We start from the raw sequence: 24,161 nt of genomic DNA, 5'->3' as shown, positions 1-24,161 counted from the left end.
CTCAATATTTCGGTTCGACAAAGATCCAGTGTGGGAGCGGGCTTGCTCGCGAAAGCGGTTTTCAATCCACCACAGGAATGTCAGCCCGACGCCTGGACCTCAAGCCGATCCATCGCCCGCTCCACCAACAACTGCACGCCATCAGCCATCCGGCTGATCGCCAGGATGACACTGCGGCGGCTGCCTTCAACGTCATCCGCCAGGTCGGCGGCGATGGCGCTGATGGACAGCAGGTCTTCGGAAGCATTGGCCAGCAGGGTTTCGGTATCGATGTCCGGGGCGACCATGAAGAGGTGGGCAGTTTGGGTTTTGCCAGAGGCTTCATCGGTCGGTTTGGGATTGAGGTAGTAGTCGAGGGCGCGCTCGGCGGCTTCGTCGAGTTTTTTTGTTTTCGAGGATTTGTCAGAGAGGTTGCCAGGATCTCCTGGCGGATTTGGTGTCACTTTGAACATGTCGTGTAGCTCCATCTGTAGTGTTGGAACTGTCACTCTTTCGCTTGCACGCAAATGAGGTGGCAGTTGTACGTAGGTGTGCAAGACCGGGCAGACGGAACCCCGGCAGATTCCTCCTTGCGGAAAAATCTCCCACGCACAACCGCCATAAAAAGCCTTGATCAAGGCTGATAGCGATGTGCGACGTCTTTTACCCGGACTTGCACGTCCGTGTCACCGTTTTTTCAGTGACAAACCCAGACTAGCGGTGAGCCCCAAGCCGGACAAGTTCACCAACATCGCTACAACTTGAAGGAAATCTCCTAGGACCTGGCTGTACGAGTGCACCCAATCCAAATAGCCAGATAAAGCCTCCTCCTTTTCCATTAGACTTGCGACCCTCCAGCAAGCCTTCAGGACACGGAATGCCAGTCCCTCAAAGCACCCTTCGCAAAGCCTTGGTCAATTGGCTTTATGCCGCCGCCCTGATGCATCTGCTTGCCGGCATCACCCTGAGCTGGGCAGGCCATTCGGGCTTGCTCGATGGCTACCTGCAAAACATCGAACAGGCCTTCTGGGGCGCCGCCGCGGTGCCCGCGACGGCCAGCGCACAGCAGGTCTGGTGGCTGGCCTTGTTCGGTGCCACGTTGCAAAGCTACGCGCTGTACATGCTCGCCCTCGTACACATCGGCAATCGCCTGAAAAGCGCCATGCCTTGGGCCTGGATAATCGCCGGCATCCTGCTCTGGGCGCCCCAGGACATGCTGATTTCCGCCCAGGCGCGGGTCTGGTCGCACTTGTGGCTCGACGGTCTCGCGCTGCTGCTGTTACTGCCGCCGCTGTTCTGGCTCTATCGCCATGACCGCCGCACCTCCCTGACTGACCATGCGCCAGGTGATGCAAACCATGCCTGACTTTTCCCTGCTGGACTGGGCCATCACGCTGTTGATCGCCCAGGCGATCCTGGGCGCGCTGGATACCCTGTATCACCACGAACTGACCGTCGCCTTGCCCTATCGTCACAGTGCGCGGCTGGAGCTGTCGATCCACGCCTTGCGTTCGTGCTTCTACGGGATCTTGTTCCTGGGCATTGCCCATCTGGCCTTCGAAGGCACCTGGGCGATTGTCATCGCGTTGCTGTTCGCCTTGGAGATCGGTCTGACGCTGTGGGACTTCGTGGTCGAGGACCGTAGCCGCAAACTGCCGCCCATCGAGCGGATCATGCACACGGTACTGGCGGTCAACGGCGGTGCCTTCTTCGCGCTGTACGGGGTGCAACTGGCTCAGTGGGCGAGTTTGCCCACCGGCCTGAGCGGGATCGACCTGGGCTGGCGCGGCTGGCTGCTGACCTTGTTCGCCATCGGGGTCACGGCCTCGGGGATTCGCGACGGCGTGGCGGCCTTGCGCATGCAACGCGCGGGCAAGCCCGCCAACCCGTTTGCCGGTGGCGCCTATAAGCGCGTGCTGGTCACGGGGGGCACCGGGTTTATCGGCGAGACGCTGGTCAATCAACTGCTCGATGCCGGGCACACGGTCAGCGTGCTGGCTCGCGATCCGTTGAAAGCGGCGTATCTGTTTGACGGTCGCGCTCGCTGTCTGCGTGCGTTGGGCAAACTGGGCCATGACGAAACCTTCGACATCGTGATCAACCTGGCGGGCGCGCCGGTGGCCGGGCCGCGCTGGAGTCCCAAGCGCCAGGCGCAACTCATCGCCAGTCGGGTCAACACCACCGAAGCCTTGATGACCTGGTTGAAAAACGCCCGACACAAACCCGCATTGTGGATACAGGCCTCGGCCGTCGGTTTTTATGGCGTGCGCGACGCCAGCGAAAGCCTCGATGAAAGCGCCAGCCGGGGCGATGGTTTCATGGCTGAACTCTGTGTGCGTTGGGAGGCCTCGGCCCGGCCCGCCACGGAGCTGGGCGTGCGCCAGGTGGTAATGCGCCTGGGCGTGGTGTTCGGCCCGGGCGGCGCATTGTTGCCACTGCTGATTCCGTTTCGCCTGGGGTTCGGCGGGCGGATGGGTGACGGTCGGCAAATCATGAGTTGGGTGCACCGCGACGATGTCATCCAAGTGATCGCCCGTGCGTTCGATGACGAGGGCCTGAGCGGCACCTACAACCTGGTGGCACCGGAAACCGTCAGTCAGGCGCTGTTCGCCGAGCGCGTGGGCAAGGTGCTCAAGCGTCCGGTGTGGTTCCACATCCCAGCCGCGCCGGTGCGTGCCCTGGCGGGTGAGATGGCCCAGTTGTTTTTCGACGGCCAGCGCGTGGTGCCCAATCGTCTCGTCGAGGCCGGTTATACCTTCCGTTATCCGACCCTCGACGCAGCCCTGCGCGACCTGGCCTGAGGACCGTCCATGAGCAAGCCCCGGATGTACCTGCTGGCCGGCAACGGTAGCGCTGCTGATTGGTGGGATGACGCGCTGCCGCACTTTGAACGCTACGACGTGGTGCCATTAGAGTTGCCGGGCTTTGGCAATAACCCACAGGCCCCTTGCGAGGACCTGGCGGCCTATGCCCAGGCGTTGCTGGCGGCAACGGACAAGGGCAGCGCGATCATGGCGGTCGGGGTCAATGCCTTGCTGGTGCTGCACGCCTTGCAACGGCAGCCGGGGCACTTCTGCCGCAGCGTGTTGCTGGCGCCGGTGGGCGCATTTTTGTGGCAGCGACGATTGCCGGCGTTGATGTCGCCGCTGCTGATTCGCAAGACCATCCACTGGCTGCTCTCGAACAAGCCGACGCTGTTCGCCCACAAATTCTCCCGCCAGACCTGGACGCCCGCGCAATACCAGCGCATGGGCGCCGGCTATGCCCGTTGCCGCGCCTTTGTGCCGCTCTGGGATCAGCTGCGTGCGGACACTGCGTTGCCGCTGCAGGAATGGATCACCGACCCGGTCGAGCTGGTGTGGGGCGATCAGGACAAAGTGCTGGGTGTCGCGCAAGCGGCGGCCTGGTCCGCCATTCTAGCCCGTGCCGATCTGACCATCAGCCTGAAACCCGGCTGGGGTCATTACCCGTGGATCGATGCGCCGGCCGAGTTCGCCGCATGGCTGGAGTCGGGCGAGTGTGGGTTCGTCGCGCACACCAAGGGCGGCCGTTTGCGTCTGGCGGTACTGGCTGGGCAGCCGGTGCCTGCGGCGCTGACGCTCAACGACTGCAATGATCCGCGCTTGCCGAGCTTTCTGAAGAGCCAGCCGGACGCTATCTGGGCCGTGCGTTCTTCCAGTTATGGGGAGGATCAGGCCGATGCGGCCAATGCCGGCCTGAGCACCACGTTTCTGCGTGAACCGACGCACAACGTGCCGGCGCGCATTGCCGAGTTGACGGCGGCGGGTGTCGAGGAAGTGGTGGTGCAGCGTTTCATCACGCCACGGCTGTCGGGGATCGCCTTTGTGCGCCACCTGTCCGTCGAGCTGGAGTGGGTCGAAGGTCACCTGGAGTCTTTGGCCGATGGTCAGGTGAGCCCCGAGCGGGCGATCCTTTCCCGCCTCGGCGAGTCATGGAGCAGCGGCACATTCAAGCCCGCCCATGGCCTGACCGAAGACGTGCTATGGCGTTTCCTGCAAGGCGTGCTGCAGGTGTTCCACTACGTGCCCGGCGACGTCGAATGGGCTTGGGACGGCACCCAACTGTGGTTGCTGCAATACCGCCCGATCAGCGACTACGGCTGGCGCCGCCACCTGACCGCCGCGAACATCGCCGAGATCCTGCCGCCGCAACCCAGCGTCCTGGTGGAGTACGCCCAGCGCCGTGCGGCGGCGAGCATCCCGGCGATCATGGCGCGCTGGGACTCGCGGGTGTTGCAGGACAACGAGCCGTTCACGGCGGTGTTTGGCGGTGCTTCGTATATCAACAATGACCTGTTTCTCGCCCGGCTGGCCGACTGGGGTATCAGCGCCAGCAGCTACGCTGGCGAGGTCGGCGGTGCGACACCGCACCTGCCGTGGCGGCCACTGCGCCTGCTGCGCTCGCTGCCGTTGTTCCTGCGCATGCAACGCATCGCCCGTGGGCATTTGCTGACGTTGGAAAGCGGCTTGCGACGTTTTGACCGAGAGCTGCTCGAACTGAGCGGACAAGGTGCCGACGGCCAGCAATTGGCCGACTGGTTCACCCGCTTCTACGTGTTCGTGGTGCAGGGCAACCTGTGCATCGCCAGCGCCTTGGCCAGCAGTGGCGGCGACCTGTTGGGGCGGCCGCCGACCGCCTATGACAACCTTGAACACAGCCCCCATCGCCTGCCCTGGGAAACCGACCCGGCGACGCCACGCCCAGCATTGATCGAGTTGCCCTTGCAGGCCTTCCCACAATGGCCCTTGGCGATTCGCCTGGCTCATTCGACCGGCCTGCCGGGCTTGCGTGGTTACTACCTGCAAGTGCGCGAATGGTATCGCGACAACCTGATGCGGATGTTCTTTCGCCTGCACCATGCCATGCCGACGGCGGACCGAGCGCATTGGTTCGCGCCGCACCCGGACATCCGTACCCGCGATGGCAGCTTCTGGCAGGACGGTCGTGAAGGCACCGAGCAGGCCAGCGGCTTCATGATTTATCCGGGGCAGGCCCAGGGGATTCTGGGTGAGGACATTCTGCTTGAAGACACCCTGGATCCTGGTCGCCACGCACACTATCAAAGCGCCCGGGCGGTGATTGCGCGCATGGGTGGGCGTTTGTCCCACGGCTCGACGTTGCTGCGTGAGTTGCGCAAACCCTCGGCGGTGCTGCCGCAGGTGGATGTGACGTGGCTGGGGTGTGAGGTGGTGTATCGGGATGGTGAGTTGACGTTGGTTGCTACCAATAGTCCGGCTTGATGGCGGGGGCTTTGTGCGTGGGCACTCGGTTGGGGAACTGGTGCGATTGGAGTTCGTCGCAAGTGACAACGCGGCGTATCCAGTGGGCGTGCTGCTTTAACGAACCTGGAGACGGACGATTCAGCTCAGCTCGATGAGGAAGAATAACGCCAACGGTTGTTTCGGGAAAATCCTCCCGCAACGCTCTCAAAGCGGGAGTCATATCGGTGTCGCTGGATACAAGGACCAATTGCTCCACCCGTTCATGATTCTTCAGCGTCGTTTGCTTTGCAGCGGCTCGGTACATGCTGATTGCTATGTGAACGTCCGTCTCTTTTTCCTCCAGCTTCCAGATGTCGACTTTGTCCTCTCGAGAGGCTTTTGTCTTTCTGTCAACGAAACGAGGGGCTTTGGCAGGTTCAAGTTGATGATGACCGTAATGGACACGGATATGGGTGGTCTTCAGGGCGCGGATATAAGAATCTTGCGCTTCTTTTGATACTCGACCACGGGTGGCCAGTGACGGTTTGACCGAGGAGGTGAAGTAATCAACTGAGGCAGTTGTGCTGTGCGGGTTTTCGATATGCGCGATGTGTGACAACAGGCTTCGCAAATCCAGCCATTTGTAAGGTGTGTCTGCGAGCAGTCCATAGAACAGGTTATAGCCGTCAACAAAAAATTCGGTGCGCACAAACTCGATCCCCAGAAACGAAAAAACCGGCCTAAGCCGGTTTTTTCACCCCAACAGCCAGAGAACTGAATCTCTGCGTACGGGGTTGAGTAGGGCCATCCTAAGTTGAGCGTGTCATAACGTCAACCGTTGGCTGGATTCTCTCTCGTCACCGGCGCAACAGTGTTGAGCGTATGCATGGTGGAAGGTCAAATCCATTCTTTGCTTGATCTGTCAGCGTTTGTTACGAAATAGAGCCTCTCTTAGATCAACGGTAGAAATCCATCACCGAAAACCATTTTCCAACGAATGGAAATTCTCAATACTTTGTAGGATTTGATGTCCGTACATATCAGGAAAAAACTGAGCGTTTTTTTGTCCCCTCTTCGACCTTTTTGAAACAAGAGTTTTCTCACTCCTGACGGCTACTCCCTTGACGCCCCCCACCGCTGTCGTAGACTCCGCCCATCCGTCAGGGAGTCACGGTCATGCGACGTTTGAGTAGTTGGGTTGTGGGATTGACCTTTGTAACGTGCGGCGTGCAGGCGCAAACGCCTGTCGCGGACGATCCTCTGCTGGAAAGCGGCGTCACGGCCAGTGCGCCGAGTGGCAATGAGGCGCGTGGGGTGCTTCGGGCGCGAGACCAGGCGGTGCTGGCCAGCGAGTTGGCCGGGCGCATCGTCGAGTTGCCGTTCAGCGAGGGCGAGTCGTTCAAGAAGGGCGATACCCTGGCGCGGTTCGATTGCTCGGCCTATCAGGCCCAGCTCAACGCGGCCCAGGCGGCAAGCCGGGGGGCCGGTGAAGAGCTGGCGCATAATCGGCAATTGGCGGAGTTGAAATCGGTCGGGCGCTTTGAGGTGTCGCGGGCCGAGGCTCGGCTCAGCGAGGCTCAGGCCCAATCCCAGGTGTACCAGGTTCAGGTCAAGCGTTGCAGCGTGATCGCGCCCTTCGACGGGCAAGTGGTGGCGCGCAAGGTCCAGCGCTATGAAAGCGTGGCGGCCGGCGCGCCGTTGCTCGATGTGGTGGACAACCGCACCCTGGAGATCCATCTGCTGGTGCCGTCGCGCTGGATGGACCGGCTCAAGCCTGGCCAGCCCTTTACCTTCGTCCCCGATGAAACCGGCAAGCCGTTGCAAGCGACGGTCAAGCGCCTGGGCGCGCGCATCGACGAGGGCAGCCAGACCCTGTTGCTGGTGGCGAGCGTGCCGGATGCCAGCGGCCTGCTGTCGGGCATGAGCGGCACGGCGCGTTTCGCGGAGCCCAAGTGAACGCGCCGGTATCGGGCAGCGCCGAGCAGGTGTTTGCCCGCTTCCTTGACCTTGAACGCCAGACCCGGGCGGCACGAACGCCGGCACAATTGAGCTACAGCCTGGTCAATGACGGCCAGGCCCTGTTCGGCTTTCGTCATGCCGCGTTGTTGATCGCCGGCAAGGTCCAGGCGGTGACTGGCGTCAGTACCGTGGAGCCGAATGCGCCATTCGTGGCATTTGTCGAGCAGGCGGTGGCACAGCTATTCAAACAGGGCCTGTTGAATCAGGCTCGGGTGATCGCCGCCGACGGGGTGAGCGAATCCATCCGGGCGGACTGGCAAAGCCTGTCCGCCGGGCAAGTGTTCTGGCTGCCATTGATCGATCATCAGGGCCAGGTATTCGGCGGTTTGTGGCTGGCCCGGGACCTGCCCTGGACCCCACCCGAACAAGTGCTGCTGTCGCAACTGGGGGACACCTACAGCCATGCGTGGCTGGCGCTGCAACCACGCAAGCCGTGGCGCCTGCGTTGGACGCGCAAGCGCCAGGTCGCCCTGGTGGCGGTGTTGCTGCTGGGCTTGCTGATCCCGGTGCGCCAATCCGTGTTGGCCCCGGCCGAAGTGGTACCGCTGGGCGGGCAGGTGGTGGCGGCGCCGCTGGATGGGGTGATTGCCGAGTTCTTGGTCAAGCCCAACCAGACCGTCAAGAACGGCGACCTGCTGCTGCGTTTCGAAAGCACCAGCCTCAAGGCCCAGGCCGATGTGGCCGAGCGTGCGTTGGGCGTGGCCGAGGCCGAACTCAAGGCCAATTCCCAGCGCTCGTTTGCCGACGCTGAATCCAGTTCGAAGATTGACTTGCTGGCCGCCCGCGTCGAACAGAAACGCGCCGAGCGCAACTACGCACTTGAACTGCTCAAGCGCAGCGAAGTACGCGCCGAGCGCGACGGCATTGCGGTGTTCGCCGACGCCGAGCGCTGGCTCGGCAAGCCCGTGCAGACCGGCGAGCGGCTGATGGAAATCGCCGACCCGAACCAGGCCGAGTTGCGTATTGAATTGGCGGTGGGCGACGCGATCGCCCTGGAGCCCGGTGCGCAAGTGGCGTTGTTTCTCGACAGCGACCCGTTGCAGCGGCACCTGGCCTGGCTCGAGCGCTCGGCCTATGAAGCGCAGCCTACCGCCGCCGGGCAACTGGCGTATCGGTTGGACGCGCGTTTCGATGCCACGGCGCCGCGCATCGGCCTGCGGGGCACGGCGAAGGTCTTCGGCGACCGCGCGCCGCTGGCGTTGTACCTGTTGCGTCGGCCATTGGCCGGCCTGCGCCAGAGCGTAGGCCTGTAGCATGGACTTGCCGAGCCTGCGGCCGGACCTGCAGTTGTCCCCGGCGGCACCGGACCCGGACGGTTCGCCGCAGTGGACCTTGGCCGATCCGGTGCGCGGGCGCTATTTCAAGCTTGGCGCGGCGGCAATGCGCATGTTGCGGCACTGGTCCCTGGGCGATCCGGAGCAGGTGCTGCAAGCCGCAAACCGCGAGCCGGGCCTGCCGCTCAACGGCGAGTCGCTGGAGCAACTGCTGGGTTTCTTGCGCGGCCATGACCTGATCAGCGCGATGGACCCACAGCAGCGCGACAGTTACCTCTTCAAGACCGCCGCACAACGCCAGAGCCTGTGGCAGATCCTGCTGCATCAATACCTGTTTTTTCGCATACCGCTGTGGCGCCCGGACGCCTTTCTCAATCGGGCCTGGCCCTGGTTGGCGCGGTTCGGCCCCGGGCTCCTGCGCTATGGCCTGCCGCTGACCCTGGGCCTCGGCATCTTTCTGGTGTCGCGGGACTGGCAGCGCTTCATCGCGACGTTTCCGCACCTGTTCAGCCTGGGCGGTGCGCTGGCCTTCGGGACGGCGTTACTCTTCGCCAAGCTGTGCCATGAGTTCGGCCATGCCTTCATGGCCAAGCGCGCTGGTTGTCGTGTGCAAAGCATGGGCGTGGCGTTCATGGTGCTGTTGCCGATGTTCTACACCGATGTCAGCGACGCCTGGCGGATCAACGATCGTCGCGCACGGTTGCTGATCGGCGCCGGCGGCGTCCTGGCCGAACTGCTGCTGGCGTGCATCGCGCTGCTGGCCTGGTCGCTGCTGCCCGACGGGCCGGCACGCACCGCGGCGTTCATGCTGGCCAGCGCCACCTGGATCACCACGCTGATCATCAACTTGAACCCTTTCATGCGTTTTGACGGGTATTTCCTGCTCAGTGATTTCTGGGCGGTGGATAACCTGCAGGGGCGTGCGTTCGCCCTGTGCCGCTGGCGCCTGCGCGAAGCCTTGTTCGGTTATGGCGCGGCGGCGCCGGAGCCCTGGTCGCCGAAGATGCGCCGGCGTTTGCTGGTCTGGGGGTACGGTTCCTGGCTGTGGCGGGCGCTGTTGTTTTTCGGGATTGCCCTGGCGGTCTATCACCTGTTCTTCAAGGTGCTGGGCATTTTTCTGATGATGGTGGAATTGGTGTGGTTCATTTTTATGCCCATCGTGAATGAATGGCGGCAATGGTGGAGCCGCCGTGAGCAAGCCCACCGTGGGCGGATGCTTCTCAGCAGCCTGGTCTTGCTGGCGGTGCTGTTGGCGTTGCTGTTGCCCTGGCGCAGCGCGGTGGAAGTGCCGGTCATGCTCGAGGCCGGGCGGGCCAGTGCCTTGCATGCGCCAGTGGCGGCACGGGTCAAGCAGGTGAATGTGCACGACGGCCAGACCGTGGCCCAGGGCGATGTATTGATTGAACTGGAATCGCCGGACATGGCCTCGCGCCTGGCCATCGTGCGCCGGGAAATCCAGATCCAGCAGTTGCAGATGCGCCGCCAGGCCGGGCGCAGCGAAACCGCCGCCGATGCCGGCATCATCGAACAGCAACTGGCCGAAGCGGTGGCCGAGCACCGGGGCCTGGTGGCCCAGCGCGAACGCCTGTTGTTGCGTGCGCCCCATGCCGGCCAGGTGCGCGACGTGTTGCCGCAACTGTCGGTAGGGCGTTGGCTGTCACCGACGCAGGCGCTGGCGCGGGTGGTGCAGACCGATTCGCGGTTGCGCGGGTACCTCACCGAAGCCGAGCTTTGGCGGGTCGGGCCGGGTGCCACGGGACGGTTCATCGCGGACGATCCGATGCACACGTCGATTGCCGTGCAGTTGAATGAAATCGACACCAACGGCGTGGCCTGGGTCGAACAGCAAGCGTTGACGTCCGACCACCATGGGCCGATTGCGGTGCGCCGCGATTCGCAGCAACGGGCCGAGCCGGTTCAGGCTCAATACGGTGTGCGCCTGAGTGCACTGGACGACACGTCCGCTCCGGCACAGCCGCTGCGTGGCGTGGCGGTGTTGCAGGGCAAGGGCGAGTCGGTGTTGGGAGCGGCCTGGCGACGGTTGGCGGCGTTGGGTGTCAGGGAAAGCGGGTTCTAGTCCTGGGGAGCGAGCATGGATTTAGTGGCGGCAGAGGGATTGGTGGTGCGTCCATCGCGGGTCAGCGATGGCCCGTTCCTGCAGGGCCTTTACCAGGCAGCGCGGCCGGACCTGCAATGGATCGACGGCGACCCCGAACAGGTGCAGCAGGTGATTGCCCAGCAGTTCCAGGTGCAGGAGCAAGGGTTGGGCGAGAACTTTCCCGACGCCATGCATTACGTCGTGGAAAAACTCGGCACCGCGATCGGTGCCTTGAGCACGGATTTCGGCCCCAATGAAATTCGCGTGCTGTACCTGGCCTTCATTCCCCAGGCGCGTGGGCAGGGGTATGGCCGGGCGGTGTTGCAAGGGGTGCAGAAAGCCGCGCAACAGATCCGCTGCCCGGTGGCGACCGTGGTCTGGGCCAGCAACCCCCATGCACGCCGGCACTACCTGGCGCTGGGTTTCGAAGTGCAAGAGCGCAATCCGGCGGCGGAGCGGTTGGTCTGGTATCCGAAAGGCAACTGAACAGTGCCTGACTTGTCACCTGTTCAATGTGGGAGCGAGCTTGCTCGCGATGAGGGCGGGAAATCCAACATGGATGCAAGCTGACCGTCCGCCATCGCGAGCAAGCTCGCTCCCACAAGGGACCATCAGTCTTTAGTTAAACGCGATGTAGAAATACCCCAGCGCCGGATCCCGTCCCATGGGCGGTATCCGTGACACGAACACTCCCTCGATCTTGCCCAGTTCCGGCACCTCCAGCGCGCAAAGGCCGTCCACGAACGCGGTGCTTTCCAGGCTGTTGAACTCGACGCTGAAGGGCATGCGCTCGGTGTTCGGCATCTTCGCCCGAGGTGTTTCTTCAAGGGTTTCGAAGCGCACCGGCAGGCAACTGCCGTCGGGCAGGGTCAGGCTGCCGGTCTGGCCCAGCAGCGCTTGGAAATGGCGGCTATGAACCTGTTGCAGCATATCGACACTCCAAAAGGCCGGAGGACCGCAGCCCTCCGGCGGTTCATCAGTTACGGGACGGAAAGTAGCCTTGAAGGGCGATGCTGAAGTTGATGGCCAGGAACGGGTTCATGACGGCCAATGGCATTCCGTTGCCCGCGGGGGAAATCGTGCCGCTGACGGTCGTGCTGACACCTTGCAGCGGTACGGGCGAGGCACCGATCTGGTCGGAATAGATCGCCGCCGAGCCTGGCCCGGTGCCCGAGGTGCCGATGAATGAGTTGGTGGCCGTGGGCGTGTTCACTGGATTGCTGGCCGGGTTCGCCAGTTGCAGGGTGGTCGAGGCGGTGACGCCCGTGAGGGTGTGGGTGTGGATGGGCAGGTTGTTCAGCGTCGGGGTGACGTTTTCGGTGCCGGAGACCTCGCCGATGACGCGCGGGGTCAGGCCCAGGCCGTTGCCTTGCCCCAAGGGCAGACGACCTTGCAGGTTGGGCAGCATGAAGGTGGTCTGGCCATTGCCTCCGTACGTCACGCCGATCAAGGCGAACAAGGTCTGGTATTGAGAAAGGGAAAGCGTCTGCCCGTTGCACAGGGCCCAATCCCTGGGGGCAAAGTTAAAGGCGAATGACTGGATAGTGCCGATGAATACTTCCATAGATTCCTCATCCTTCAGGTGATTGGTTTCGCAATGCCGGCACATAAAGGACAAGAGTGCGATCAGCCCGACTCCTTTGATTCCCTGGCCTGGTCACGCACGGCTGAGCGTAGACCGGGATGTTTGATTTTGCCGAGCGAGGCGGGCGGAAAAATGTCGCGAAACGGCTTAATCGATTCAGGTTCACCGAGCGTCTCTACCGTCCATCTTTTTTACAGCCTGGGTGAATCTGATATCAAAGTACTACTAGGCGAAGATTGTTTCCTCGGCTACGCTTGGGCGATACGAAGGGACTACAAAACAGGTGAAGGGATTGCCGCAGTTTCACTTTATTTCCGGTTTACCGCGCTCAGGCTCGACCCTGCTTTCTGCCATTTTGTTGCAGAATCCGCGCTTTCATGCCGGCATGACCAGTCCCGTCGGTTCGCTGTTCAGCAGCGTGCTGCAGCAATGCAGCGCCGGCAGCGAGTTCGGTTCGGTAATCGACACCGACCTGCGCCGCCGCCTGTTGCGCGGCCTCTTCGATTCCTACTACGCCGACAAAGCCGATAAACCGGTCATCTTCGACACCAACCGCCAATGGTGTGCCCGCCTGCCTGCCCTGCGGGACCTGTTCCCCCAAGCCAAGACCATCGCTTGCGTGCGCAATGTCGCCTGGATCCTCGACAGCCTGGAGCGCCTTTATCGCGCCAACCCGTTCGAGAACACCAAGCTGTTCAACGACGATGACGAGCGCAACACCGTCTACAGCCGCTGCGAAACCCTGGCCCAGCGCAACCGTCTGGTGGGGTTCGCCTGGACCGCGCTCAAAGAGGCCTATTACGGCGAGAACGCCGAGTCGCTGCTGATCGTTGACTACGACCTGCTGAGCCTGGCCCCCGAACGGGTCATGCGCCTGGTGTACGAGTTCATCGGCGAGCCCTGGTTCGAACACGATTTCAATCACTTGACCTACGACGCACCGGCCTTCGACCAGGCCCTGGGCGTTGCCGGCCTGCACAAGGTCAAGCCCAAGGTCGCGCCGCAAGCCCGGCGCACCCTGTTGCCGCCGGATCTGTTTGAAAAGTATGCCGAGTTGTCGTTCTGGCGCGATGGGTCCGCAAGCGCCGCCAATGTCATTCGGATGAAATCCGACGCCGCCGTCAGCTGACTGCGGTTTTTTTCATTTGCGTTCAAGAAGTTCGAGTCCAGGTGATCGTCATGTGGTGGAGCAAAGGCAAATCGCGGGTAACCGAGGGCGCGCAAGCCCTGGCATCGCCAATGATCATGTCCCTGGAGCCGCGAATGCTGTTCGACGGCGCGGTGGCCGCCACCGTGGCCGACGCCGCGCAAGCGGACGCGCAACCCACTGCCGAGGCGGCCAAGACGCCCACGGCCGACCAACCGGCCGACACCCATGCGCCCCAGGGCCAGGTCGATGCCACCCAGGCTGCCGTTCCGGGCAAATCCGTGGTGTTTGTCGATTCCCGGGTCAAGGATTCCGCCAGCCTGCTCGAAGGCGTGGCGCCCGGTACCCAGGTGGTGCAGCTGGACGCCACCAAGGACGGCTTGCAACAAATCGCCGATTATCTGGACACCCACCAGGGCATCAGCTCGGTGCAGATCATCGCCCACGGCAACGCCGGTGATTTGTGGCTGGGCAACAGTTACCTGTCGGCGGACAACGTCCAGGCGCGCAGCGAAGTGCTGGCGCAGATCGGCCAGGACATGACTGCCGGCGGCGATATTCTCATTTACGGCTGCTACACCGCCGAAGGTGACCGTGGCCTTAGCCTGGTTAATTCGTTGGCACAGTTGACCGGCCGCGACGTGGCGGCTTCCGATGATCGCACTGGCGTCGGCGGCGACTGGGACCTGGAGATTGCCACCGGCAACATCGAGAGCGCCAACGTGCTCTCGGCCAATGCCATGAGTGAGTACCAATGGGGCCTGGCCACCTGGACCGCCACCAACAATGCCAATTCCGGCGTGGGCTCCTTGCGCGCGGCCTTGGATTCTGCGCAGAACGGCGACATCGTGACCTTCAATGCCAATATGACCGTCTCGCTGACCCAGGTGCTAGTGGTCGACAAAAACGTCACGATCGATGGCGATCTCAACAATGACAACGTGGCCGACGTCACCCTCGACGGGCAATACCGCACCCAGATCATCAATGTGACGGCTGGCACCACGGCCACTCTCGATGGCCTGATCATTACCCGGGGCATGACAGCGGGCAACGGCGGTAACGGCGGCGACGATGCGCTGGTATCCAAGGGCGGCGGCATTTACAACGCCGGCACCCTGACCCTGAGGAACGTCACGGTCACCGCCAACGCCGCTTCGGGTGGTGGTGGCGGCGGCGGTGTGACACCGCAATACTCCGGTGGCGCCGGCGGTGGTGGCGGTGCGATAGGCGCCAGTCCAGGCAGTATCGGTGGTAGGGGCGGCGACACCCTCGGGTATATGGGGTCTCCCGGATCGGTTGGCCAGGGCGGTACCGGCGGCAGTAACAACGGCAACCAGGGCGGTAGTGGCGGTTCCTCTATCGGTGGCGGCGGCGGTGCGGCTTATCCTGGCTATAGCACCGGTTCTTCCGGTGGCACGGCCAGCAGCGCTGGATTGTCCATTGGCGGTGGCGGTGGTGGTAACGGCTATAACGACATCGGCGGTGCCGGTGGCGGAGCGGTCGGTGGTATCTACAACGACACGGGCGCGACCCTGCGGGTCATCGGCAACACGGTGATTTCCAACAACGTCGGGGCGGGCGGTGGCGGTGGCGGTGGCGGTAGCGGCGGCTACACCCAAGCGGGCGGTGCCGGCGGTGTCGGTGTCGGCGCCATCTGGAACAAAGGCTCGATCCTGATCACTGCGGCCAACTTCGCGGCCCTGGCCGGCAACGTCGGCGGTAGCGGCACTGGTGGAACGAGTGCCGGCACGGCAGGTGTCACGCCGAGTTCGGTGGCCAACGTCTATGGCGACGGCGGCACCATCAATACCAACTATGTGCCGGACGAAACGCCGCCCACCGCGACTGTCGTGGTGGCCAACACCAACCTGAACTCTGGCGGCACCTCGCAGGTGACCATCACCTTCTCCGAGGCGGTGACCGGGCTGACCGCGGCGGACCTGACCGTGCAGAACGGCACCCTCGGCACCCTGACCAGCGGCGACGGCGGCATCACCTGGACCGGTACGCTGACGGCGGCAAGCAACATCGCCGATACCACCAACATCATCACCTTGAACAATACCGGTGTGGCGGACCTGGCCGGTAACGCCGGCGTGGGCACCACCGATTCGAACAATTACGTGGTCAACGACACCGTGGCACCGACGGCGTCCATCGTGGTATCTGACACGGCCCTCAGGAGCGGTGAAACCTCGCTGGTGACCATCACCTTCTCCGAGGCGGTCAGCGGACTGACCACGGCCGACCTGACGGTGGCCAACGGCACCCTCAGCGGCCTGAGCAGCAGTGACGGCGGTATCACCTGGACCGCAACCCTGACACCCGACGCCGCTGTCACCGACACCACCAATCTGGTGGTGCTGAACAATACCGGTGTCGCGGACCTGAGTGGCAATGCCGGGGTCGGCACCACCAACTCCAACAATTACGCCATCGACACCGTGCTGCCGACCGCCACCATCGTGGTGGCCGACACGGCACTGAGCGTCGGTGAAACGTCCTTGGTGACCATCACTTTCAATGAGGCGGTGACCGGTTTCACCACCGCCGACCTGACGGTCGCCAACGGCACGGTTACCGGGCTGAGCACCAGCGACGGTGGTATCACCTGGACCGGAACGCTGACCCCGACCGCCAGCGTCAGCGATACCACTAACCTGATCACGTTGAACAACAGCGGCGTTGCCGACTTGTCCGGCAACGTCGGTACCGGCACCACCGACTCGAACAACTATGCCATCGACACCGCGCGCCCGACCGCCACGATCGTGGTGGCGGACAATGCGCTGACGGTCGGTGAAATCTCCCTGGTGACGATTACCTTCAGCGAGGCGGTGACGGGTTTCACCCTGGCCGACCTGACCGTCGCCAACGGATCCCTGAGCGGGCTGAGCAGCAGCGACGGGGGCATCACCTGGACCGCAACGCTCACCCCGAGCGCCGGTACCACGGATGCCACCAACCTCATTATCCTGGCCAATACCGGTGTACTGGACCTGGCCGGTAACGCCGGTACTGGCACCACCAGCTCCAACAACTATGCTGTCGACACCGCGCGCCCGACCGCGACTATCGTCGTCGCCGATAACGCTTTGAGGGTCGGCGAAACGTCCCTGGTGACCATCACCTTCAACGAGGCCGTGACCGGCTTCACCACCGCCGACCTGACGGTCGCCAACGGCACCCTGACCGGGCTGAGCACCAGCGATGGCGGTATCACCTGGACCGCGACACTGACCCCGAGCGCCAGCACCAGCGACGCCACCAACCTGATCACCCTGGACAACACCGGTGTGGCGGATGCCGCCGGCAACGCTGGCAGCGGTACCACCGACTCCAACAACTACGCCATCGACACGGCGCGCCCCACCGCCACCATCGTCGTCGCCGATACGGCTGTCGCCCTGGGCGAAACCTCGGTGGTGACCATCACCTTCAACGAGGCGGTGACCGGCTTCACCCTGGCGGACCTGACGGTCGCCAACGGCAGCCTGAGCGGGCTGAGCACCAGCGACAACATCACCTACACCGCCACCTTCACCCCGAGCGTCGGCACCAGCGATGCCACCAACCTGATCACGCTGAACAACACGGGCGTCGTGGATGGGGCGGGCAACGCTGGCACCGGCACCACCGACTCCAACAACTACGTCGTCGACACGCTGCGCCCCACCGCGACCATCGTGGTGGCCGACAACGCGCTGAGCGTCGGCGAAACCTCACTGGTGACCATTACGTTCTCCGAGGCCGTCAGCGGTTTCGACAATTCGGACCTGAGCGTGGCCAATGGCACCCTGAGCGCGGTCAGCAGCAGCGATGGCGGCTTCACCTGGACCGCCACGTTCACCCCGGCCCTGGGGGTCAGCGACACCTCCAACGTCATCACCCTGAACAACACCGGCGTCAGCGATGCGGCAGGTAACACGGGCACCGGCACCACCAACTCCAACAACTACCAAGTCGACACCAACGTGCCGACGGCGACCATCGTCATTGCCGACAGCACGCTGAGCATCGGCGAGACGACATTGGTCACTGTGACGTTCAACTCGGCGGTCAACGGTTTCGACAATTCGGACCTGACTGTCAGCAATGGCACGCTCAGTACCATGAGCAGCACTGATGGCGGTGTCACCTGGACGGCCACGTTTACGCCGAGCGCCAGCATTTCCGATACCAGCAACGTGATTACGCTGGACAATACCGGAGTGAACAACGGCGCGGGCAACGCGGGCGTCGGCACCACCGATTCCAACAACTACGTGGTCGACACCGTACGCCCCACCGCGACCATCGTCGTGGCCGACACCGCCATTGCCATCGGCGAAACTTCGCTGGTGACCATCACCTTCAGCGAGGCGGTGACGAGCTTCACCCTGGCTGACCTGACCGTGGCCAATGGTTCCCTGAGCGGGCTGAGTACCAGCGACAACATTACCTTCACCGCGACCTTCACCCCGAGTGCGGGAATCAGCGACAGTACCAACCTGATCAGCCTCAACAGTGGCTCGATCGCCGATGTGGCCGGCAACATCAACACCAGCACTGCGGATTCGAACAACTACGCTGTCGATACCCTGCGTCCGACCGCGACCATCGTAATGACTGATAGCAACCTCAGCGTCGGCGAAACCTCACTGGTGACCATCACCTTCAGCGAGGCGGTCAGTGGTTTCGACAATTCGGACCTGAGCGTGGCCAATGGCACCCTGAGCGCCGTGAGCAGCAGCGATGGCGGCATTACCTGGACGGCGACCTTCACCCCGGCCACCGGCACGCGGGACGCCACCAACCTGATCGTCCTGGACAACAGCGGCGTGAGCGACGCGGCCGGCAACGCCGGTACCGGTACCAGCAATTCCGCCAACTACACCGTCGATACCCAGGTGCCGACGGCGACCATCGTGGTGGCCGATACGTCCCTGAGCATCGGTGAAACCTCCCTGGTGACCATCACCTTCAATGAGGCGGTGAGCGGTTTCGACAACAGCGACTTGACTGTCAGCAACGGCACGCTGAGCAACGTTTCGTCCTCCGATGGCGGCGTGACCTGGACGGCGACGTTCACGCCGAGCACGAGCATCTCCGACACCAGCAACCTGATCACCCTGGACAATACCGGTGTCGTCAACGTCTCAGGAAACGCTGGCGTCGGCACCACCGATTCGAACAACTACGCGATCGACACCGTGCGCCCAACGGCGACTATTATCGTCGCCGACACCGCCATCGCCGCGGGCGAGACCTCGCTGGTGACCATCACCTTCAGCGAGGCCGTGACGGGTTTCACCACTGCCGACCTGACCGTCGCCAACGGGACCCTCAGCGGGCTGAGCAGCAATGACGGCGGCATTACCTGGACCGCGACCTTCACGCCTGCCGCTGGCGTCACTGACACCGGCAATGTCATTACCCTCGCCAATGGCGGCGTCGCCGACCTGGCAGGCAACGTCGGCAGCGGCACCACCGATTCGAACAACTACAGTGTCGACAGCCAGCGTCCGACCGCCACCATCGTACTGAGCGATTCGGTGTTGAAACCGGGTGAAACCGCCCAGGTGACCATCACCTTCAGCGAGGCGGTAACCGGCTTCAGCAACGCTGACCTGAGCGTGGCCAACGGCACCCTGAGCGCCGTGAGCAGCAGCGATGGCGGCCTGACCTGGACCGCGACCTTCACGCCAACCCTGGGCGTGACCGACGCCACCAACCTGATCAGCCTGGACAACACCGGCGTGAGCGATGCGGCCGGCAACACCGGGACAGGCACGACCGATTCGGCCAACTACGCGGTCGAGACGCAGGTACCGACTGCCACGATTGTGGTGGCTGACAGTGCCCTGCGGATAGGGGAAACCTCACAGGTCACCATTACCTTCTCGGAAGCGGTCAGCGGTTTCGACAACGCCGACCTGAGCGTGAGCAACGGTACGCTGAGCAATGTCTCGTCCTCCGATGGCGGCGTGACCTGGACGGCAACGTTCACCCCGAGCGCGAACATTACCGACACCAGTAACCTGATCAGCCTGGACACCAGTGGCGTGGTCAACGCCTCGGGCAACAGCGGTGTCGGCGTGGTGAACTCCAATAACTACGCAATCGACACGGCTCGTCCTGGCGCGACCATCTCCCTGGGCGATACCACCCTGGGCATCGGCCAGAGCACCACCGTGACCATCAGCTTCACCGAGGCGGTGTCCGGCTTCGACTTGTCGGACCTCAGCGTGGCCAATGGCGTGCTGTCCAACCTCGCCAGCAGCGACGGCGGCCTGACCTGGACGGCGACCTTGACGCCCACCGCAGGCGTCAGCGATGCCACCAACCTGATCCTGCTAGACACCAGCAACGTGCAGGACTTCGCCGGCAACGTCGGGGCAGGCATTGCGATCTCCAGCAACTACGCGCTTGATGCCTCCCGGCCGACAGCGACCATCGTGGTGGCCGATCCGAACCTGACCGTGGGCGAGACGACCCAGGTCACCATCACCTTCAGCGAGGCGGTGAGCAATTTCGATCTGTCGGACCTCAGCGTCACCAATGGCGAGCTGACCAACCTGACCAGCAGCGACGGCGGCAGGACCTGGACCGCGACGTTCACGCCCACGGTGAACCTCACCGACCCGAGCAATTTCATCGCCCTGGACACCAGCAATGTCAGCGACCTGACCGGCAACACCGGGGCCAGCGTGGCGGTGTCCAACAACTATGCGATCGACACCGTGGTACCCAACGATGTGAAGCCGCCGCCGGAGTTCCTGACGTCCGACCCGGTCACGGTTATCCCGCCGTCCGAGGTGCCGCTGCAACCGATCGTCTTTACCCCGCCGACCGGCAACCTCGGTTCGCCGCTGGGGTTCCCGCCGTTGTTCGAGCAGCGGGACGTGGGCGGTGGCCTCAAGCCGATTGGGGATATTTTCATCAACCGGGGCCAACTGGCGCCGAGCTATATCGCCCAGGTTTTCAGCACCGACGCCGCCGGCGATGGTTCCGGCCAGGGGTTCCTGGGCTTTGGTGGGGGCGATGGCGGGGTGTTCGGCAGCAGCACGTTGTCGGGGCTGTTCAATCGCGATTCCGGTTCCGACACCGAGACGCTGAACGCCTTCGGCAGCCAGTCGATGCAGGGGGGCGATGTGTCCCAAGGGCTGCGTGGGATGTTCGGCGCACCGACCTTGGGCCAACAGCTGCAACAGCTCAAGGATACTGAACAGCGTCAGGTCGACAGCCTGGCAACGGCGTTACGACAGGTCGGCATCAGCCAGGCGCAGGCCTGAATTCTAAAAAAATATTGGGGCAGCCAGGGGCAATCCAGGGAATGAATAGAAGTCAGAAGTTATTCGGCATGAGTTTGCTGGCGTTGGTGGTCAGTGGGTGTGCGGTCACCAGCGAGCCGATCGATCGCAGCGTCAGCGAACAGCGCGCCCGAACCGACCTGCAGAACATGTACAAGGATCAGGAGCCGCTGAGCGGCCCCCTGACCCTGCACCAGGCCATGGCCCGGGCGGTGAAGTACAACCTCGAAGGGCGCTTGAAGATCATGGAGGAGGCCCTGGCCAAGCGTCAGCTGGACCTGGCCAGTTTCGACATGCTGCCACGCATGGCCCTGGACGCCGGTTACGTGGGCCGTAACAACGTCAACGCCTCCAGCAGCCAGAGCGTGGAAACCGGTACCCAGTCCCTGGAACCGTCAACCTCCCAGGACCGCGACCGTGAAGTGGCGGACCTGACCATGGTCTGGAACGTGCTCGATTTCGGTGTGAGCTACATCAGTGCCAAGCAGGCCGGGGACCAGCGCCTGATCGTGCAGGAGCGCCGGCGCAAGGTGATCAACACCATCGTCCAGGACGTCCGTTCGGCCTACTGGCGGGCCATGGCCGCCGAGCGCCTGCTCAAGCAGATCGACAGCCTGATGGTCCGGGTCGACGCGGCGCGTGGCAACAGCCAGAGCATGAGCGAACAGCGCATCGGCGACCCGGTGCAGGCCCTGGGTTACCAGCGCTCGCTGATCCAGGCCACCCGCCAGCTTGAAGAACAGCGCCGGGCGCTGTCCCTGGCCAAGACCGAACTGGCGACCCTGATCAACCTGCCCCTGGGCACCGAGCTGACCCTGGCGACCCAGGATGAATACACCATCCCGGAACTCAAGGTCGACCTGGCCCGTCTCGAACAGGAAGCCCTGGCCAGCCGCCCGGAACTGCGCGAGCAGGATTACCAGACCCGCATCACCGCCGCCGAAACCCGCAAGGCCATGTTGCGCCTGCTGCCGGGGCTGGAGTTTTCCGCCGGCGGACACTACGACAGCAATTCGTTCCTGGTGGAGCAGGGCTGGGCTGACTATGGTGTGAAAGTCACTTGGAACCTGTTCAACGTGATCTCCGCCCCGGCGGCCATCGACGTGGCCAAGGCCGGTGAAGAAGTCGCGGCGGCGCGGCGCCAGGCGATGTCGATTGCCGTGCTGGCCCAACTGTACGTGGCCAATGCCAACTATCGCGAAGCCCTGCGCCAGTTCAAGACCAGCCAGCAATTGTCGGACATCGACGGACAGATCGTTGGCCAGTTGCGCAGCCGTCACCAGGCTGCCGGCATTGGCGAGCTGGACCTGATCCAGGGTGAACTGAACACCTTGCAGGCTGATCTGCGCCGGGACCTGGCCTATGCCGACCTGCGCAACGCCTACGGTCAGATCTTCGCCAGCGCCGGCCTCGATCCGATGCCGAACGAAGTGCAATCGACCGCAGTGCAATCGATCGCTATGGCGCTGGCTAACCGTGAAGCGGCCTGGGCCCAGGGCGATATCACCGTGCCGAAGACGGCCGCGGTGGCTCAATAAATAACCGGGCGCTGGCATGACGCGCCCGGCGTTTTCCCGGCTGCCGGTGGCGGTGAACCTGCCGTTGTTGTTGCAGGCACTGGCGGCCATTGACGACGCGCGCTGGCAAGGGCATTTCAACAGTGCCTATTACAGCGGCGACTGGAGCGGGGTAGCGCTGATTTCGGCGGCGGATGCCGTCACCGAGCTGTCGCCCGGGCGCGGTCAGCCAAGCCAGCGTGCGCCTTGGCTAGCGGATGATCGCTGGCATGAGGCGTTGCGCGACTGGCCCCTGGAGATTGTCTCGGCCCGGCTGCTGCGGCTGGGGCCCGGTGGGTGCATCCACGAGCATCGCGACTATGACCTGGGCGGGCCGGACGCCGATCTGCGCCTGCACGTTCCGCTGCTCAGCCCACCGGACGTGGACTTTTTCCTGGATGGACAAATCATTCCGCTGACGGCCGGCGAGTGCTGGTTTCTCGACCTGGCGCGGCCTCACCGGGTGGTTAACCGAAGTGCTCATTCGCGGGTTCATCTGGTGCTCGATTGTCGCCCCGGGCCGTGGCTGGCCCAGCAGATTGCCGATGGGCTGCCCACCACTCCTGCCGCGGGCGTCAGACAAAGCGACTTCGCCCGTTTTCAGCAGCGCGTGGAAAGCGATCCTGACCTCGCCCGCACCTTGCAGAGCTTGCACGACCTCGACGCTTTCATTGAATCCACTCTGGCGCTGGGGACCGAGCGAGGGCTGCATTTCACCCGGGAAGAATTGCGGGCCGCCATGCGCAACGGTCGCCAGCAGTGGAGAAACCCGTGGAAGACCTGAACTTGCACGGTTGGTTGCCGATCCGCCTCTGGCAAGAGGCCGGGCAGTGGTGGGTCGATTGGTGCTGGTTCGGCGACGCGCGTCTGTCACAGCCGTTCTTTGGCGATGCAGTGGAAGACGCCCTGCGCCTGCCCTTCAACCAGGCGTTCCGCCGCCGGACGCCCTTGGACGCACTCGGCCAGTGGCAACGACAAACCCCGGGACTTGAGCCCAGCGCATTCATTTTCCATGCCTCCCGTTGCGGCTCGACATTGATCAGCCAGATGCTCGCCCAGTTGGACGACCATATCGTTATCTCGGAACCGCCGCCTTTGGATACGCTGCTGCGCAGTGATTTGCCACCGGCCGAGCGGTGTGTGGCAATCAAGGGCTTGATGTCGGCCTACGGGCAGCGCCGCCGCGGTGTGGAGCAACGCCTGGTGGTCAAGCTCGACGCCTGGAACATCGGTGAACTGCCGCTGCTGCGTGAGTGCTTTCCCGACACACCCTGGCTGTTCGTGTACCGCGACCCCTTGGAAATTTCGGTCTCGCACCTGCGGCGTCCCGGCATGCACATGGTGCCGGGGATGATCGGGGCGACGGTCCTGGACGATGGATTGCCGTTCGGCAGCCAGGAAGATTTCATCTCGCGTCGGGTGGGGCGGCTGTTGGGAACAGGCTTGGAGCACTGCCGGGCATTGGCTGGGATGGCGGTCAACTACACCGAACTGCCCGAGGCGATGACGGGCAGGTTGGCGGCGTTTTTCGGGCTCGATGACGAGCAATGCGGGCAGGTGTTCGCGACGGTGGGGCAGCATGCCAAGCAGCCGGCACAGGCGTTTGTCGGCGACAGCGAGGACAAGCGCCGGGAGGCTTCGGCGCTGTTGCGTGAGCGGGTCCTGCGCTGGGCGCAGGGGCCCTATGAGGCACTCGAAACATTGCGCTATGGCAAGGGGGTTTAGCGAAACGCCGCAGGTTCCCGTTGTGGGAGCAAAGCTTGCTCGCGAAACAGGCGCCTCGATTTCTGAAAGAGCGCATCGCCGCCATCGCGGGCAAGCCTTGCTCCCACAGTGGGCAGTGCCCGCATTGTCGGTAACGCATCAAGCCTTGTTGGGCGACAACTCCGCCATCCCCTTGCCATTCAATCGGCAAGGGGAAGACGATGGTGGACAAGCGTCCGGGGAAGGCCCATTGCGATGGGCTAAGCTGTGATCCTTCTGGAT

The 24,161-nt window shown here is 63.3% G+C and carries 16 protein-coding genes; 12 read left to right on the top strand and 4 right to left on the bottom strand.

Annotation, left to right across the window (positions count from 1 at the left end; all coding sequences use genetic code 11):
• Nucleotides 1–80: 80 nt before the first annotated feature.
• On the bottom strand, nt 81–452 hold the full coding sequence (locus tag BM321_RS27655) for a DUF6124 family protein (protein ID WP_092446105.1): 372 nt from the start codon (nt 450–452) through the stop codon (nt 81–83).
• A 404-nt stretch (nt 453–856) separates the two neighbouring features.
• Here BM321_RS27655 and BM321_RS27650 point away from each other — a divergent pair, with 404 nt between their 5' ends.
• Genes BM321_RS27650 through BM321_RS27640 form a run of 3 tightly spaced genes read left to right on the top strand, consistent with a single transcriptional unit; the run spans nt 857 to nt 5,240 of the window.
• Nucleotides 857–1,345 carry a cell division protein gene (locus BM321_RS27650; RefSeq protein ID WP_175534983.1) on the top strand — a complete coding sequence of 163 codons (489 nt, stop codon included), beginning with the start codon at nt 857–859 and terminating at the stop codon, nt 1,343–1,345.
• Nucleotides 1,338–2,780 carry a TIGR01777 family oxidoreductase gene (locus tag BM321_RS27645; protein ID WP_092446113.1) on the top strand — a complete coding sequence of 481 codons (1,443 nt, stop codon included), beginning with the start codon at nt 1,338–1,340 and terminating at the stop codon, nt 2,778–2,780. The genes BM321_RS27650 and BM321_RS27645 overlap by 8 nt, the downstream gene beginning before the upstream one ends.
• A 9-nt stretch (nt 2,781–2,789) precedes the next feature.
• Complete coding sequence (locus BM321_RS27640; protein ID WP_175534982.1) at nt 2,790–5,240, top strand: alpha/beta fold hydrolase; 2,451 nt, start codon at nt 2,790–2,792, stop codon at nt 5,238–5,240.
• Here BM321_RS27640 and BM321_RS27635 read toward each other — a convergent pair.
• Nucleotides 5,221–5,910: an NYN domain-containing protein gene (locus BM321_RS27635; protein WP_092446102.1), complete on the bottom strand. Its 690-nt coding sequence runs from the start codon at nt 5,908–5,910 to the stop codon at nt 5,221–5,223. The two genes, BM321_RS27640 and BM321_RS27635, sit on opposite strands and share 20 nt — an antisense overlap.
• A gap of 467 nt (nt 5,911–6,377) precedes the next feature.
• Between BM321_RS27635 and BM321_RS27630 the strand changes: the two genes are divergently transcribed.
• Genes BM321_RS27630 through BM321_RS27615 form a run of 4 tightly spaced genes read left to right on the top strand, consistent with a single transcriptional unit; the run spans nt 6,378 to nt 11,078 of the window.
• The gene (locus tag BM321_RS27630; protein ID WP_092446100.1) at nt 6,378–7,157 is read left to right on the top strand and encodes an efflux RND transporter periplasmic adaptor subunit; all 780 of its coding nucleotides are present in this window, start codon (nt 6,378–6,380) and stop codon (nt 7,155–7,157) included.
• A complete protein-coding gene (locus tag BM321_RS27625; protein WP_092259149.1) occupies nt 7,154–8,473 on the top strand; it encodes an efflux RND transporter periplasmic adaptor subunit in 1,320 nt (439 codons plus the stop codon). Before BM321_RS27630 ends, BM321_RS27625 begins: the two co-directional genes overlap by 4 nt.
• A gap of 1 nt (nt 8,474) precedes the next feature.
• Complete coding sequence (locus tag BM321_RS27620) at nt 8,475–10,571, top strand: efflux RND transporter periplasmic adaptor subunit (protein ID WP_092446099.1); 2,097 nt, start codon at nt 8,475–8,477, stop codon at nt 10,569–10,571.
• Between the two features lie 15 nt (nt 10,572–10,586).
• Nucleotides 10,587–11,078, top strand: coding sequence for a GNAT family N-acetyltransferase (locus tag BM321_RS27615; protein WP_092446097.1), 492 nt, complete (start codon nt 10,587–10,589; stop codon nt 11,076–11,078).
• Nucleotides 11,079–11,210: 132 nt separating this feature from the next.
• Here the strand turns inward: BM321_RS27615 and BM321_RS27610 are convergent, their stop codons facing one another.
• Nucleotides 11,211–11,522, bottom strand: a complete 312-nt coding sequence (locus tag BM321_RS27610) for a DUF6916 family protein (RefSeq protein WP_092446095.1) — start codon at nt 11,520–11,522, stop codon at nt 11,211–11,213.
• 46 nt (nt 11,523–11,568) lie between these two features.
• Complete coding sequence (locus BM321_RS27605) at nt 11,569–12,156, bottom strand: phage tail protein (RefSeq protein ID WP_092329875.1); 588 nt, start codon at nt 12,154–12,156, stop codon at nt 11,569–11,571.
• A 304-nt stretch (nt 12,157–12,460) separates the two neighbouring features.
• Between BM321_RS27605 and BM321_RS27600 the strand changes: the two genes are divergently transcribed.
• From BM321_RS27600 to BM321_RS27580, 5 genes are read left to right on the top strand one after another with little or no spacing between them, the layout of a single operon-like run.
• Nucleotides 12,461–13,306 carry a sulfotransferase family protein gene (locus tag BM321_RS27600; RefSeq protein WP_092446093.1) on the top strand — a complete coding sequence of 282 codons (846 nt, stop codon included), beginning with the start codon at nt 12,461–12,463 and terminating at the stop codon, nt 13,304–13,306.
• 50 nt (nt 13,307–13,356) lie between these two features.
• Nucleotides 13,357–20,601: an Ig-like domain-containing protein gene (locus BM321_RS27595; RefSeq protein WP_092446090.1), complete on the top strand. Its 7,245-nt coding sequence runs from the start codon at nt 13,357–13,359 to the stop codon at nt 20,599–20,601.
• 41 nt (nt 20,602–20,642) lie between these two features.
• Nucleotides 20,643–22,157: a TolC family protein gene (locus BM321_RS27590; RefSeq protein WP_092446088.1), complete on the top strand. Its 1,515-nt coding sequence runs from the start codon at nt 20,643–20,645 to the stop codon at nt 22,155–22,157.
• A 16-nt stretch (nt 22,158–22,173) separates the two neighbouring features.
• Entirely contained in the window at nt 22,174–22,959 is a 786-nt protein-coding gene (locus tag BM321_RS27585) for an aspartyl/asparaginyl beta-hydroxylase domain-containing protein (protein ID WP_092446086.1), read from the top strand.
• On the top strand, nt 22,947–23,900 hold the full coding sequence (locus BM321_RS27580) for a sulfotransferase family protein (RefSeq protein ID WP_092446084.1): 954 nt from the start codon (nt 22,947–22,949) through the stop codon (nt 23,898–23,900). Before BM321_RS27585 ends, BM321_RS27580 begins: the two co-directional genes overlap by 13 nt.
• Nucleotides 23,901–24,161 lie beyond the last annotated feature (261 nt).

The sequence above is a fragment of the Pseudomonas sp. NFIX10 genome (assembly GCF_900111955.1).
Taxonomy (GTDB): Bacteria; Pseudomonadota; Gammaproteobacteria; order Pseudomonadales; family Pseudomonadaceae; genus Aquipseudomonas; species Aquipseudomonas fluorescens_AA.
The sequence above is the reverse complement of the archived record's forward strand: the minus strand, read 5'-3'. Positions and strand labels throughout refer to the sequence as shown.

Coding starts and splice junctions, on each gene's coding strand:
- BM321_RS27655 (WP_092446105.1), bottom strand. CDS start 452: ATGTTCAAAGTGACACCAAATCCGCCAGGAGATCCTGGCAACCTCTCT.
- BM321_RS27650 (WP_175534983.1), top strand. CDS start 857: ATGCCAGTCCCTCAAAGCACCCTTCGCAAAGCCTTGGTCAATTGGCTT.
- BM321_RS27645 (WP_092446113.1), top strand. CDS start 1,338: ATGCCTGACTTTTCCCTGCTGGACTGGGCCATCACGCTGTTGATCGCC.
- BM321_RS27640 (WP_175534982.1), top strand. CDS start 2,790: ATGAGCAAGCCCCGGATGTACCTGCTGGCCGGCAACGGTAGCGCTGCT.
- BM321_RS27630 (WP_092446100.1), top strand. CDS start 6,378: ATGCGACGTTTGAGTAGTTGGGTTGTGGGATTGACCTTTGTAACGTGC.
- BM321_RS27620 (WP_092446099.1), top strand. CDS start 8,475: ATGGACTTGCCGAGCCTGCGGCCGGACCTGCAGTTGTCCCCGGCGGCA.
- BM321_RS27615 (WP_092446097.1), top strand. CDS start 10,587: ATGGATTTAGTGGCGGCAGAGGGATTGGTGGTGCGTCCATCGCGGGTC.
- BM321_RS27610 (WP_092446095.1), bottom strand. CDS start 11,522: ATGCTGCAACAGGTTCATAGCCGCCATTTCCAAGCGCTGCTGGGCCAG.
- BM321_RS27605 (WP_092329875.1), bottom strand. CDS start 12,156: ATGGAAGTATTCATCGGCACTATCCAGTCATTCGCCTTTAACTTTGCC.
- BM321_RS27595 (WP_092446090.1), top strand. CDS start 13,357: ATGTGGTGGAGCAAAGGCAAATCGCGGGTAACCGAGGGCGCGCAAGCC.
- BM321_RS27590 (WP_092446088.1), top strand. CDS start 20,643: ATGAATAGAAGTCAGAAGTTATTCGGCATGAGTTTGCTGGCGTTGGTG.
- BM321_RS27585 (WP_092446086.1), top strand. CDS start 22,174: ATGACGCGCCCGGCGTTTTCCCGGCTGCCGGTGGCGGTGAACCTGCCG.